The sequence below is a fragment of the Ramlibacter ginsenosidimutans genome (genome assembly GCF_016654015.1).
Lineage (GTDB): Bacteria > Pseudomonadota > Gammaproteobacteria > Burkholderiales > Burkholderiaceae_C > Ramlibacter > Ramlibacter ginsenosidimutans.
This window is the reverse complement of record NZ_JAEPWM010000006.1, coordinates 73614-87302: the sequence shown is the minus strand read 5'-3', so window position 1 is coordinate 87302 and position 13689 is coordinate 73614. Positions and strand designations below refer to the sequence as shown.

General features: G+C 67.1%; 13 protein-coding genes and 1 tRNA gene. 1 reads left to right on the top strand and 13 read right to left on the bottom strand.

The features are described from left to right. Nucleotides 1–12: 12 nt before the first annotated feature. The 13 genes from JJB11_RS15395 to JJB11_RS15335 all read right to left on the bottom strand — a co-directional run bounded on the left by JJB11_RS15395 (nucleotide 13) and on the right by JJB11_RS15335 (nucleotide 12654). Entirely contained in the window at nucleotides 13–1110 is a 1098-nt protein-coding gene (locus JJB11_RS15395) for a type VI secretion system-associated FHA domain protein (RefSeq protein ID WP_201173034.1), read from the bottom strand. Nucleotides 1111–1114: 4 nt separating this feature from the next. Continuing rightward, the gene (locus JJB11_RS15390; protein WP_201173031.1) at nucleotides 1115–2005 is read right to left on the bottom strand and encodes an adenylate/guanylate cyclase domain-containing protein; all 891 of its coding nucleotides are present in this window, start codon (nucleotides 2003–2005) and stop codon (nucleotides 1115–1117) included. Nucleotides 2006–2265: 260 nt separating this feature from the next. Further along, nucleotides 2266–2342 (bottom strand) — tRNA-Pro (locus tag JJB11_RS15385). Nucleotides 2343–2384: 42 nt separating this feature from the next. Then, nucleotides 2385–2837 carry a MerR family transcriptional regulator gene (locus tag JJB11_RS15380; RefSeq protein WP_201173030.1) on the bottom strand — a complete coding sequence of 151 codons (453 nt, stop codon included), beginning with the start codon at nucleotides 2835–2837 and terminating at the stop codon, nucleotides 2385–2387. Nucleotides 2838–3093: 256 nt separating this feature from the next. Then, the gene (locus JJB11_RS15375) at nucleotides 3094–3423 is read right to left on the bottom strand and encodes an integration host factor subunit alpha (protein WP_201173028.1); all 330 of its coding nucleotides are present in this window, start codon (nucleotides 3421–3423) and stop codon (nucleotides 3094–3096) included. Nucleotides 3424–3477: 54 nt separating this feature from the next. Next, nucleotides 3478–5895, bottom strand: coding sequence for a phenylalanine--tRNA ligase subunit beta (pheT, locus tag JJB11_RS15370; protein WP_201173026.1), 2418 nt, complete (start codon nucleotides 5893–5895; stop codon nucleotides 3478–3480). 2 nt (nucleotides 5896–5897) lie between these two features. Next, a complete protein-coding gene (pheS, locus tag JJB11_RS15365; protein ID WP_201173022.1) occupies nucleotides 5898–6956 on the bottom strand; it encodes a phenylalanine--tRNA ligase subunit alpha in 1059 nt (352 codons plus the stop codon). 102 nt (nucleotides 6957–7058) lie between these two features. Then, nucleotides 7059–7418: a 50S ribosomal protein L20 gene (rplT, locus tag JJB11_RS15360; protein WP_201173019.1), complete on the bottom strand. Its 360-nt coding sequence runs from the start codon at nucleotides 7416–7418 to the stop codon at nucleotides 7059–7061. 24 nt (nucleotides 7419–7442) lie between these two features. Beyond that, on the bottom strand, nucleotides 7443–7646 hold the full coding sequence (gene rpmI / locus JJB11_RS15355; RefSeq protein ID WP_201173016.1) for a 50S ribosomal protein L35: 204 nt from the start codon (nucleotides 7644–7646) through the stop codon (nucleotides 7443–7445). 209 nt (nucleotides 7647–7855) lie between these two features. Continuing rightward, complete coding sequence (gene infC / locus JJB11_RS15350; RefSeq protein ID WP_201173586.1) at nucleotides 7856–8461, bottom strand: translation initiation factor IF-3; 606 nt, start codon at nucleotides 8459–8461, stop codon at nucleotides 7856–7858. An 88-nt stretch (nucleotides 8462–8549) separates the two neighbouring features. After that, the gene (gene thrS, locus JJB11_RS15345) at nucleotides 8550–10457 is read right to left on the bottom strand and encodes a threonine--tRNA ligase (protein WP_201173013.1); all 1908 of its coding nucleotides are present in this window, start codon (nucleotides 10455–10457) and stop codon (nucleotides 8550–8552) included. Between the two features lie 232 nt (nucleotides 10458–10689). Beyond that, entirely contained in the window at nucleotides 10690–12018 is a 1329-nt protein-coding gene (aceA, locus tag JJB11_RS15340) for an isocitrate lyase (RefSeq protein ID WP_201173004.1), read from the bottom strand. A gap of 234 nt (nucleotides 12019–12252) precedes the next feature. After that, nucleotides 12253–12654, bottom strand: coding sequence for a gamma-glutamylcyclotransferase family protein (locus JJB11_RS15335; protein WP_201172995.1), 402 nt, complete (start codon nucleotides 12652–12654; stop codon nucleotides 12253–12255). A 25-nt stretch (nucleotides 12655–12679) separates the two neighbouring features. Between JJB11_RS15335 and JJB11_RS15330 the strand changes: the two genes are divergently transcribed. Then, a complete protein-coding gene (locus JJB11_RS15330) occupies nucleotides 12680–13585 on the top strand; it encodes a DMT family transporter (protein ID WP_201172992.1) in 906 nt (301 codons plus the stop codon). Nucleotides 13586–13689 lie beyond the last annotated feature (104 nt).

The window sequence follows — 13689 nt, the reverse complement described above, 5'->3', positions numbered from 1 at the left end:
GGACGGGCTTCCTCACACCCCGTTGCGCCCCGGTGTGTTGCGTTTCGCCCGCAGCATTGCACGTGCATAGGCGCGAGCGAAGTGGCGGTCCATCAGCTGCGCCGTCCACTCGTCCGCCTCGGCGCGCCGTTCAGCGTAGTCACGCACGAAAGCGTCCCATGCGCGGGCCGACTCGAAGATGCGCGCGCCGCCTCCGAGCAGGCGTTGCTTGAGGACCTCCGGATCGAACTCCTGCACGACGGCCTGCACCGCATGCCGCGCGGCTTCCGCCATCGCATGCTGGTGCGCCGTGAGCTCGCCCGCCAGTTGTGCGACCGCCCGGTCCGGCGGCAGGAAGCCCGCGCCCGCGAGCTGCCCGCCGAACAGGAACCCGAGCTTGTCTTCGGGCGTGCCCTCCAGGCGCAGCGGATTGAGCTCGCGGACTTCCGCCGTGCTGCGGTCCTCCGAACGCGCCTCCTGCCGCGCGACGGCCGCTGCCTGCGCCGCCTGCAGCAGTCCCAGCAGCGCGATCCGCGTCACGCGCCCGAGGTTTTCCAGTGCGCCCTGCGTGAAGCTCGCTTGCGCTTCCACGCCCAGCCCGCGCAGGAACGGCTGCAGGTCGTGCGCGGGCTGCAGCGCCTCCGCGTCCAGGTCGCCGCGCCCGGAGTCGGGGCCGAAGGTGCTGTGGAAGCCCCATTCGAAAGGATCGTCCGCATCGGGCCCAGCGGGCACCGTCGCGCCGTCGCCTTCCCGCACGAGTTGCGCGGCCTGCCGCTCGAACTCCGCCCATGCATCGGCCGGCCTTGCCGCGTTCGCCGCTGCCGCCGCGGCTGCGACCTCGATGCGGTACGCCGACAAGGCGATGACCTCGCCGCGCGCGAGCACGCCGCGTGCGCCGGGTGGCAGTTCGCCCTGCGCGGTCTCGATGCCGTTGACCACCGAGAGCACGTGGAAGTGCAACTGGCCGCCTTCGTTCCACACGCTCAGGTGGCGGCGCGATATGTTGCGCTCGGGGTCGGGCAGGCAGACGGCGCAGTCCGTGTCGCGGCCCAGCACCAGCGCAGGGTCGCCTTCCTCGAGGCGTCGATGCACGTCCAGCCCGGGACCGCGGACATGCAGGTGGAGGGCCATGGGCTCAGATGACTACGGCGAAGGAGGCGATCGGCGCGGCTTCGGCGTTGCGGTCGCAGCCCAGCGCGATGAGCCCTTGCCCCACCAGGTAGCACTCGGTGCGGCGCAACACCACGGGCTCCGGCTGGCTGCCGAAATACACCCACGTGCCGAAGCTGGAAGCATCGAGCAGCACGTAGTGCCCGCCGCGCCATTCGATGGTGGCGTGCACGCGCGAGACGCGCGTGTCGTTCACGTTGACGTCCGCCGTGGCGGAGCGGCCCAGCGTGATCGGCTCGCCGCGCGGTTCCAGCTGGCGCACGAGGGAGCCGAAATGCAGCTCGAGGTGCGACTCGGGCGGCTGGCCGAACATGGACACGCCCATCACCGTCGCTTCGGCATCGCGCTCGGGCTGCCACTCCACGCGGTACACCTCCGTCACTTCGGCCTTGCCGCGCAGGTACATGGGCCCGAGTTTGCGCAGCTTGTCGTGCATGTCGGCCGGCAGCGCGTCGCGCACGCGTTGGGTCGTGAGGATCGTGTCCGCGCCCGCGAGGTCCGCCAGCCGGGCGGCGCTGTTCACCGCATCGCCGTAGACGTCGCCCTCGATTTCGACCACCTCGCCGGACTCGATGCCCATCTGCATCTGCACGGGCCGGCCGACGCCGCCGGGGCGGACGGGCTTCTGCGCGAGGCGTTCCTGGATGGCCATGCAGGCGACGATGGCCTGGCTCTCCTCGGGAAACACGACGAACAGGCCGTCGCCCAGCAGCTTGACGACGTGGCCGTTGTGCTGCTCGAAGATCTTGGCGAGCGCGGTCGTCAGCTGGGTGACGAACCGCCCGGCGGTCTGGTCGCCGAGCCGCTCGAAGATCCCGGTGCTACCTACGAGGTCAGCGAATACGACGGAGGCCATGCCCGACGATTATGCCCCGAGGGGCTTGCCTGCGCCCCCGGGGCCCTGTCGGTGCCGGCGCAGCCTGCCAGGGAGGCACGACAGCAATGGACCCGCGAGTGTGGATGTGACCGTGGGCGACCTGCCCGCCGCCCTCCGCGTCGCCAACCTCGGCGTGCCGGGGGCGAGCTGCCGGGTGGCAACCGCGCGGGCGAGCTGGTCGTCGCGCGGCACCAACGAAAAAGCCCGGCCTCCTTGCGGAAACCGGGCTTTCGTGTCGTTGGTCGGCGTGGCGGGATTCGAACTCGCGACCCCTTGCACCCCATGCAAGTGCGCTACCAGGCTGCGCTACACGCCGAAGCCCGCGATTATAGCCCGACGCGCGGGCCACTTTCGCGGATCAGTGAAACGAACCGAGCAGGTCGCGGATCTCGAAGAGCTCGCGCTTGAGCAGTTGCAGCTTGTACGTGATCGCGTCGCGCTCGTCCGGCGGAATATCCTCGAACTGGCTCTCGCCGAAGGAGGACTCCTCGACCTCGATGACCTCGACGCCTTCGAGCATCACCTCGCCCGCGCGGCGCTTGTCGCGCTCGCCCTGCACGATTTCCTGCAGCTTGTTGCGGGCGCCGCTGATGGTGAAGCCCTGGTCGTACAGCAGGTCGCGGATGCGCCGGATCATCAGCACCTCGTGGTGCTGGTAGTAGCGCCGGTTGCCCCGCCGCTTCATCGGGCGCAGCTGCGTGAACTCCTGCTCCCAATACCGTAGCACGTGCGGCTTGACGCCGCACAGCTCGCTGACTTCACCGATGGTGAAGTAGCGCTTGGCCGGGATGGCCGGGAGGCCTTTCTCCATTGAAATCAATCTACTAGGAGAGAAAGCTTCGAGGTTACTCTAACTGGCCGCGGATGCAAAGCGGGGCCGCAGCAGGCCGCTGCGGATGTTGCTTTGGCGTAGCGCAAAACGCTTACACAGCAAGGCCAACAACCGGACGCAGAGGTTTCGCAGAAGACGCAAAAGGGGAACGAAATCCTTTAAAGGGTTTTTTCTGCGGCCTCTGCGCAACCTCTGCGTCTTCTGCGTCCGGATGTTGGGTGTTGCGTTGCCCGCCCTAGCCCTCGGACGACCCGTTGCCCTGGATCTGTTCCTTGAGCTTGTGGCTGGCGTGGAAGGTGACGACGCGGCGCGCGTCGATCGGGATGGCTTCGCCGGTGCGCGGGTTGCGGCCCGGCCGCGGCGCCTTGGTGCGGATCTGGAAGTTGCCGAAGCCCGAGATCTTCACGTCCTTGCCTTCCACCAGGCTGCCTGAGATCAGGTCGAAGAACGCATCGATCATGTCCTTGGACTCGCGCTTGTTGAGCCCGATCTGCTCGAACAGCAGTTCCGCCAGTTGCGCCTTGGTCAGCGCCGGCGTCTCCAGGCTCTCGACGGCAAACTCCATGATGTCCCCTGGCTTGATTGCCGTGCTTGTTGTTGCGAGATCCGCCATGCGTCGTTATCCCCTCAGGCGGCCGCCCAACTGCGCGGAGATCCGCTCCACCACCGCGCGCACGGCCGCATCGATCTGCTCGTCGGTCAGTGTCGCGTCGCTGCGTGCGAGCGTCAAGCGGACGGCGAGGCTCTTCTCGTCCAGCGCCAGGCCGGCCGTCGCCTGCTGCGGCTTGTACACGTCGAAGAGGAAAGCATCACGCAGGAGGCCACCCGTCTCGGCGGAGCGGATCGCGGCCAGCAGCTGGTCGTGTGTGACCTGCTCGCCGACGATCACTGCGATGTCGCGTTCGGCCGGCTGGAAGCGCGGGACCGGCTCGAAGGCCGGCACCTGGCGCGCCGTCACGACGTCGAGGTCCAGCTCGAACAGCAAGGGCGTGTGCGGCAACTCCCATTGCTGGCGCCAGCGCGGGTGCAGTTCGCCGACGAAGCCGACCTCGCGTCCATCCACGCGGATGGCAGCGCAGCGGCCCGGATGCATGGCGGGATGCGACCCCGGGACGAACTCGGCCTGCAAGGGGGACAGCAGCGCCTGCACGTCGCCCTTCATGTCGTAGAAGTCCACGGCCTGCGCCTTGCGGCCCCATTGCAGGCCGTCGGGCGAGCCATAGGCCAGGGCCGCGACCTTCATCGGCTGGCGCACGCCGCGCACGGTGCTGTCGGTCGTCTGCACCCCGGGGTCGCGCAGGAACACGCGACCGAGTTCGAACACGCGCACGCGCTCCGCCTTGCGATCGAGGTTGAACTTGAGCACCTGCAGCAGCGAGCCGAGCAGCGTGGAGCGCATCACGCTCATCTGGCTGGCGATCGGGTTCAGCAGCTTGATCGGGTCGGCGTTGCCCGCGAGCTCCTGCTCCCAGTGGGCCTCCACGAAGCTGAAGTTGATCGTCTCCTGGTAGCCGAGCGCCGCCAGCAGCCGGCGCACGGCAAAGCGGCTGCGGCGAGCTTCGGGCGGCAGCTTCGCGCTGATGGGCGCGAGCGGCGGCGTGGTCGGCAGGTTCTGGTACCCGATCACCCGCACGACCTCCTCGATGAGGTCCTCCTCGATCGCAAGGTCGAATCGGTAAGGCGGGGGCGTGACGGTAATCACGTCCTGGTCCGCCGTGGCGGGCAGCCGCAGCCGGCGGAACGCGTCCAGACATTCCGCGCCGGAGATTTCCATCCCGATCACCTTGGAGGCACGGGAGACGCGCAGTTGCACCGGCTTGCGCTGCGGCAGCTTCAGCACCTGGTCGTCCATCGGTCCGGGCTCGCCGCCGCAGATCTCGAGGATCAGCCGCGTGATGTACTCGATGTGTTCGACCGTGTGGCTCGGGTCCACGCCGCGCTCGAAGCGGTGGCCGGCGTCGGTCGAGAAGTTGTAGCGGCGCGAGCGTCCCTGCACTGCTTCGGGCCACCAGAAGGCGGCCTCGACGTAGACGTTCTTCGTCTCGTCCGACACCGCGGTGGCGTCGCCGCCCATGATGCCGGCGAGCGACTCGACCTGCCGGTCGTCCGCGATCACGCCGACCTTCTCGTCCACCGTGATCGTGCTGCCGTTCAGGAGCTTGAGCGTCTCGCCGGGGCGGCCCCAGCGCACCTCGAGCCCGCCGTGGATCCTGTCGTAGTCGAAGATGTGCGAGGGCCGGCCGAACTCGAACATGACGTAGTTCGAGATGTCCACGAGCGCCGTCACGCTGCGCTGGCCGCAGCCGGCCAGGCGCTCCACCATCCACTGCGGCGTCTTCGCCGTGGTGTCGACGTTGCGGATCACGCGGCCGGAGAAACGCCCGCACAGGTCGGGCGCGCTCACCTTGACCTTCAGCTTCGCGTCGGTCTTCGGCGGCACGGGCTCGAACTTCGGCTCGATCAGGGGCGCGCCGGTGAGTGCGGACAGCTCGCGGGCCACGCCGTACACGGAGAGCGCGTGCGCGAGGTTCGGGGTGAGCTTGAGCGTGAACACGTGGTCGTCGAGGTTCAGCACCTCGCGCACGTTCTTGCCGATCGGCGCGGAGGCATCCAGCTCCAGCAGGCCGCCGTGGTCGTCGGAGAGCTGCAGCTCGCGCGCCGAGCACAGCATGCCCTGGCTCTCGACGCCGCGCAGCTTGCCGAGCTTGATCGCGAAAGGCTTGCCGTCCTCGCCGGGGGGCAGCTCGGCGCCCACGAGGGCGGTCGGAACGCGGATGCCCACGCGCGCGTTCGGCGCACCGCAGACGATGTTCAGCAAGGCGCCCTGCCCCACGTCCACCTGGCACACGCGCAGGCGGTCGGCGTTGGGGTGCTGCACCGCTTCCCTGATCTCGCCGACGACCACCTTGCTGAAAGGCGGCGCGACCGGGCGCAGGTCCTCGACCTCGAGCCCGCCCATGGTGAGCGTGTCGGCGATCTGTTGGGTGGTCAGCGGCGGATTGCAGAACGCGCGCAGCCAGGACTCGGGGAATTGCATGGTTATCGGAATTGCTTCAGGAAGCGGATGTCGCCGTCGAAGAACAGGCGCAGGTCGTTGACGCCGTAGCGCAGCATGGTCAGGCGATCCGGACCCATGCCGAAGGCGAAGCCGATGTGCTTCTCGGGATCCAGGCCCATGTTGCGCACCACCGTCGGGTGCACCTGGCCGGAGCCGGCGACTTCCAGCCAGCGGCCGGCCAGCGGGCCGCTCTGGAACTGGATGTCGATCTCGGCGGAGGGCTCCGTGAACGGGAAGAAGCTGGGCCGGAAGCGCAGCGCCAGGTCGTCGCTCTCGAAGAAGGTGCGGCAGAAGTCGGTGAAGACGACCTTCAGGTCCTTGAAGCTCACGTTCTCGCCGAGCCACAGGCCTTCGCACTGGTGGAACATCGGCGAGTGCGTCGCGTCGCTGTCCACGCGGTAGGTGCGGCCCGGGGCGATCACCCGGATCTCCGGCATCGGGTCGCCCCGCTGCACCGCCTCCTGGTAGCGCTTGATGTGCTGGTGGGCGTAACGCACCTGCATCGGGCTGGTGTGCGGCCGCAGGTTGTACGGGATGCCGTCGTCGCCGTCGATGTCCACGTAGAACGTGTCCTGCATCGAGCGGGCGGGATGGTTAGGCGGGTTGTTCAGCGAGGTGAAGCTGTGCCAGTCGCTTTCGATCTCGGGACCGTCGGCGACATCGAAGCCCATGCTCGCGAAGATCTGCTCGATGCGTTCCATCGTGAGCGACACCGGGTGCAAGCCACCGGGCTCGCGGATGCGCCCGGGCAGCGAGACGTCCAGCGCCTCGGCCTTCAACTGCGCCTCGAGCTCCGCGTCGGCAAGCGAGCGGCGCCGCTGCGTGAGCGCCGCCTCGATCGCCTGCTTGGCCTGGTTGATCGCGGCGCCGCGCGTCTTCTTCTCCTCCACGGAGAGCGCGGCCAGGCCCTTCATCAGCTCGGTGATGCGGCCGGACTTGCCGACGTACTGCGCCTTGGCGTTCTCCAGCTCCGCGGGCGTGCCCGCCCTGGCGAAGGCGTCACGCGCGCCGGCGACGATGGAGTCGAATTCTTGGGTCATGGGAGAGAAAAAAACAGGGCTAGCGCCTCGCAGCCCTAGCCCTGTCCTAGTGGGTTTGCACCAGCCGCCGCCGCCCGGAGGCAGCGGCAGCCACCGCGAAACTCAGGCAGCCAGCTTGGCCTTCACCTGGTTCACGATGCCGGTGAACGCTGCGGGGTCGTGGTAGGCGATATCGGCCAGGACCTTGCGGTCGATGTCGATGCCGGCCTTGCGGATCCCGTTGGCGAACTGGCTGTAGGTCAGGCCGTTCGCACGCGCGGCGGCGTTGATACGGGCGATCCACAGCTGGCGGAAGACGCGCTTCTTGGTACGGCGGTCGCGGTACGCGTACTGCCCCGCCTTCATCACCGCTTCCTTGGCGATGCGGAAGACGTTGCCGCGGCGGCCGCGGAAGCCCTTGGCGAGGGCGAGGACCTTCTTGTGACGGGCGCGGGCCGTTACACCACGTTTGACTCGAGGCATGTGTGTTCTCCTTGGGTCAATGGGTTACAGGCCGGCGAACGGCAACATCTGCGCCATGTGACCCATGTTGGTCTCATGCACAGCGGTCGGTCCACGCAGGTGGCGCTTGTTCTTGGTGGTCTTCTTGGTCAGGATGTGACGCTTGAAGGCCTGGCCGCGCTTGACGGTCCCGCCGGGACGCACGCGGAAGCGCTTCTTCGCTCCGCTCTTGGTCTTCATCTTGGGCATGGAAATGCTCCTTCTCTTCTTGTGCTCGTGAGGCGTCGCGGAAATGATTCCGCGCCTTGATGGCCCCGAGCCACTTGTCTGGAACCCTGGGGTTCCGGGCACGAAGGGTGCATTTGCGCCTGTGGGGAGCAACGCTTCCCTGCGCCACGCACGCTTCGTTCCCTCTCGCCACCACCCCGGCGACCAACCGCGATGGCGTTGAAACTCTCCTACGACGACGAAGTCGCCGTTGCGGGCGCCGCGGCGCCTTCGCTCTTGACCGGCGCCGGCTTCTTCTTGCCCGGCGCGATCATCATGATCATCTGGCGGCCTTCCAGCTTCGGGAACTGCTCGACGAGGATGGTGTCCCCGAGGTCGTCCCGGATGCGCTGGAGCAGCGCCATGCCGATTTCCTGGTGCGTGATCTCGCGGCCCCGGAAGCGCAGCGTGATCTTGCACTTGTCGCCTTCGGCCAGGAAGCGGCGGATATTGCGCAGCTTGATGTTGTAGTCACCGTCGTCGGTGCCCGGCCGGAACTTGACTTCCTTGATCTCGATGACCGTCTGCTTCGACTTCGCTTCCGCGGCCTTCTTCTGCTCCTGGTACTTGAACTTGCCGTAGTCCATCAGCCGGCAGACCGGCGGATTGGCAGTAGCGGCGATTTCAACCAGGTCCACGTCCAGCTCGCCTGCCATGCGCAAGGCTTCCTGCAGACTCACGATGCCCAGGGGCTCGTTGTTGGGTCCGCTCAGGCGGACTTCCGGGGCCATGATTTCCCGGTTCAGGCGGTGCTTGCGTTCCTCGCGCTGGCGGCGGTCGCGAAAGTCAGTAGCGATGGTCTTCGATCCTCAATCCAAAAGTAACTACAGAAACTGTAGCAACACCGTCAACGTGCGGGCGACTTGCGGAACCTTGTGGCAAGATTCAGCGCTTGCTGGCGATGTCCTCGGCGATCCTCTGGGAGAACGCGTCCAGGCTCATCACCCCGAGGTCCTTGTTACCCCGGGCGCGCACGGCGACGGCACCAGCCGCCTTCTCCTTGTCGCCGACGACCAGGAGATAAGGCGGCTTTTGCAGCGAATGCTCCCGTATTTTATACGTGATCTTCTCGTTGCGCAGATCCGTCTCCACCCTAAGCCCTTGATTCCTCAGCGCTTTGGCGATTTCCCCAGCGTAACCGGCCTGGTCGCCCGTGATGTTGAGCACCACGGCCTGCACCGGCGCCAGCCAGGCGGGCAGCGCGCCGGCATGGTGTTCGATCAGCATGCCGATGAAACGCTCGAGGCTGCCGACGATCGCCCGGTGCAGCATCACCGGGTGGGCGCGGCCGCTCGTTTCCGTCACGTACTCGGCGCCCAGGCGCTCCGCCGTGTTGAAGTCCACCTGCATCGTGCCGCACTGCCACTGCCGGCCCAGCGCGTCCTTCAGCGTGTACTCGATCTTCGGCCCGTAGAACGCGCCGTCCCCGGGTGAGACCACGAAGTCGACGCCGGACCGGCGCAAGGCCTCCATGCAGGCGTGCTCCGCCTTGTCCCACAGTTCGTCGGAACCGACGCGGTTCTCCGGCCGCGTGGCGACCTTGTAGAGGATGTCCGTGAAGCCGAAGTCCCGGTAGACCTGCTGCAGCTTGGCCGTGTAGTCCACGCATTCCTGCAGGATCTGGTCCTCGGTCACGAAGGCGTGGCCGTCGTCCTGCGTGAAGCCGCGCACGCGCATGATCCCGTGCAGCGCGCCGGTGGGCTCGTTGCGGTGGCACTGGCCGAACTCGCCGAAGCGCAGCGGCAGGTCGCGGTAGCTGCGCAGCTGCGACTTGAAGATCAGCACGTGGCCCGGGCAATTCATCGGCTTGAGCGCGTACTCGCGCTTCTCCGACTCCGTCGTGAACATGTTCTCGCGGTAGTTCTGCCAGTGGCCCGTCTTCTCCCACAGGCTCTTGTCCAGGATCTGCGGCCCCTTCACCTCCTGGTAGCCGGTGTCCTTGTAGACCTGGCGCATGTACTGCTCTACCGCCTGCCAGATGGCCCAGCCCTTGGGGTGCCAGAACACCACGCCGGGCGCGACGTCGTCGATGTGGAACAGGTCCAGTTCGCGGCCGAGCCGGCGGTGGTCGCGCTTCTCGGCCTCCTCCAGCATCGTGAGGTACTGCTGCAGTTCCTCCTTGCTGGCCCAGGCCGTGCCGTAGACCCGCTGCAGCATCTCGTTGCGGTGGTCGCCACGCCAGTACGCGCCGGCCACCTTCATGAGCTTGAAGAACTTCAGCTTGCCCGTGCTCGGCACGTGCGGGCCGCGGCACAGGTCCTCGAAGCCGCCTTCCGCGTACAGCGAGACGTCCTCGCCGGCCGGAATGCTGCCGATGATCTCCGCCTTGTACTTCTCGCCCATCTCGAGGAAGTGCTTCACCGCCTCGTCGCGCGGCAGCACGCGGCGCGTGACCGGCTCGTCCTTCGCGGCGAGCTCGGACATGCGCTTCTCGATGGCGGCCAGGTCCTCCGGCGTGAAGGGCCGCTTGTACGCGAAGTCGTAGTAGAAGCCGTTCTCGATCACGGGACCGATGGTGACCTGCGCGTCGGGATAGAGCTCCTTCACGGCATAGGCCAGCAGGTGCGCCGTCGAGTGGCGGATCACGTCCAGGCCTTCCGGGTCCTTGGGCGTGAGGATGGCCACCTTCGCGTCGTGTTCGAGCTTGTAGGCGGTGTCGACCACCTTGCCGTCGACCTTGCCGGCGATCGCCGCCTTGGCAAGGCCGGCGCCGATGGAGGAAGCGACCTCCGCCACCGTGAGCGGGGCGGGATACTGGCGTTGCGAGCCGTCGGGGAGCGTGATGTTGATCATGGTGCTGCTGTCCGGAAACGAGAAAAGCGCGGCGGCAGCCGCGCTTTTCGTCTGGGGAGGCAAGGACGCGCGACTACCCGGCCGCTAGCGGGCCGTGGAACCTTCCGGGGTAGTTCGCGGTGTCATAACCATGATGCCTTTCTCGCCCTTGTTGCTTCGTGTTGCGACGATTCTACCGCGGGGGCGGCAGCCCGTCCCCGAGGTTGGCTCGCACCGCCACAGGCCGAGCGGGTCAGGCGGCCTTCTGGTGGCCGTCGAAGAACTGCTCGTCTTCCGTCGACCCCTTCAGTGCGGCCGTCGAGGCGTTCGCCTCGATGGTGGTCGTCACGGCGTCGAAGTAGCCCGTGCCGACCTCCCGCTGGTGCTTCACGGCCGTGAAGCCCTTGTCGGCCGCGGCGAACTCCTTCTGCTGCAGCTCCACGAAGGCGCTCATGTTGTTGCGCGCGTAGCCGTAGGCCAGCTCGAACATCGAGTAGTTCAGGCTGTGGAAGCCGGCCAGCGTGATGAACTGGAACTTGTAGCCCATGGCGCCGAGCTCCTTCTGGAACTTCGCGATGGTGGCGTCGTCGAGGTTCTTCTTCCAGTTGAAGGACGGCGAGCAGTTGTAGGCCAGCAGCTTGCCGGGGAACTTCGCGTGGATCGCGTCGGCGAAGTCCTTGGCGAACTTCAGGTCCGGCGTGCCGGTCTCGCACCAGATCAGGTCCGCGACCTCGGCGTAGGCGAGTCCGCGGCTCACGGCCTGGTCGAAGCCCTTCCTCGTGCGGTAGAAGCCTTCCACGGTGCGCTCGCCGGTGCAGAACGGCTGGTCGATCGGGTCGACGTCGCTGGTCACCAGGTCCGCGGCTTCCGCGTCGGTGCGCGCCAGCAGGATCGTCGGCACGCCCATCACGTCCGCAGCCAGCCGCGCGGCCACGAGCTTCGCCACGGCTTCGCGGGTCGGCACGAGCACCTTCCCGCCCATGTGGCCGCACTTCTTGACGGAGGCCAGCTGGTCCTCGAAGTGCACGCCGGCGGCGCCGGCCTCGATCATCGCCTTCATCAGCTCGAAGGCGTTCAGCACCCCGCCGAAGCCGGCTTCCGCATCGGCCACGATGGGCGCGAAGTAGTCGACATAGCCCTCGTCGCCGGGGCCCTTGCCTTCGCTCCACTGGATCTGGTCGGCGCGTGCGAAGGTGTTATTGATCTTCTTCACCACCTTCGGCACGGAGTCCACGGAGTACAGCGACTGGTCCGGGTACATCTCGCCGTTGCTGTTCGCGTCGCCGGCGACCTGCCAGCCGGAGAGGTAGATGCCCTTCAGGCCGGCCTTGACCTGCTGCATCGCCTGGTTCCCGGTCAGCGCGCCCAGCGTGTTCACGAACGGCTCGGTGTTGATCAGGTTCCACAGCTTCTCGGCCCCGCGCGTGGCCAGCGTGTGCTCGATGGCGAGCGAACCGCGCAGCTTCACCACGTCGGCGGCGCCGTAGCCGCGGCGGATGCCCTTCCAGCGCGGGTTCTCGGCCCAGTCCTTCTCGAGCTGGGCGATCTGCTGTTCGCGGGTGAGGTGGGTCCAGTTGCTCATGATCTCTCCGTGGTTGATGTGGAAACCGGGGCGGCAACGAGGGCGCCGCGTTGGAGAGACTTTAAGTCTTGTACAAGACTTCGTGGGGCTCTTGTGTCTTATAGAAGACTAAATATTTTCGGCAGACAGATCAAGGACTTGCGAAAGCCGTTTTGCAATGCGGGATTCTCTTTCTTGTATTGAGAAATTTTGCGGCGACGCACAATCTCCATTTTTCAGGATGCGGAACGCCTTTCACGATGTGTGAAACAGGATCCAGTCGCCGTGCCCCATCGCCTGGCGGCCGCGGATGCGGGCGGCGTTGATCTCGTACAGCAGGCACGAAATGACGCGCGCCTCCACGTTCACGTCGACCTCGCGCTTGAAGTACTCGCTGTCGGCACCGGGCACGATCTGTTCGATGCGATCGAGCACTGCCTCGAGTTCCGGCGTGATGCGGTAGACCTCGCCGACGACGGTGACCGCCTCCTCGCCTCCGAGGGTGAGGCCCGGATACCAGTCGAAGTGGTACAGCACGCCCTGCACTTCCCCCATGCCCACGTACTCCGGCGCGGGCCGCAGGCGGTTGATGTCGTTGCGGCCGCCGCGGCGCAGCGTGCCGTAGACGAAGACGTGGCGCGAGAAAGCTTCAGGCATGATGCGGCGGTTTTCGCCATTGTCGATGAGCTTCGTTCCCAGCCGGCCGCTCGCCTACGCCTGCCTCGCGCTCAGCATGTCGCTGGTGGGCAGCTACGTCGCGCTATCCAAGCCGCTGGTGGCAGCGATCCCCGTCTTCCTTCTCGCCTGGCTGCGCTTCGGCATCGGCGGCCTGGCGATGCTGCACTGGCTGCGCAAGCCGGCCAGCGAGCCGCCCCTCGCGCGCCGCACGCAGGGGCTGCTGTTCCTCGAATCCTTCCTTGGCAACTTCCTGTTCTCGCTCTGCATGCTGTTCGGCGTGAGCCTCACGAGCGCCGTCTCGGCCGGCGTGATCATGGCGGCCATCCCCGCGACGGTGGCGCTCCTGAGCTGGGCCTTCCTGCGCGAACGCATCACGGGCCGCACGTGGACGGCGATCGGGTGCGCCGCGCTCGGCATCGGGTTGCTGGCGCTGGCCAAGGCGCCCGCAAACGGGGCTGCCGCGGTCCATGCGAATGCGTGGCTCGGCAACCTGCTGGTGCTCGGCGCCGTGCTCTGCGAAGCCTCGTACGCGGTGATCGGCAAGGCGCTCACCGGCACGCTCGGTCCGAAGCGGATCACCGCGCTCATCAACCTCTGGGGTTTCGCGCTCGTGACGCCGTTCGGCATCTACACCGCCTTGCGCTTCGACTTCGGCAGCGTCGGCGCGGGCGCCTGGATGTTGCTGGTGTTCTACGCGCTCGCGGCCAGCGTGTGGACGGTGTGGCTGTGGATGACGGGGCTGAAGGTCGTCCCGGCGGCACAGGCCGGCGTGTTCACCGCGATGCTGCCCGTGTCCGCCGCAGCCGTCGGCGTGCTGGTGCTCGGCGAGCCGCTGGGCCTCGTGCAGGTGCTCGCGTTCGCCTCGTCGCTCGCCGGCGTGCTGCTCGCCACGCTGCCGCGCAGGGGCTGAAGCGCACGCGTTCGCTCCACTCGCGAGAGCGAAATTCCGAGTGGCGACGCGATGTTGATGACGCTTCCTGCCGCACTGCGTGAGCAGCGCGCGCACTGCGTTTT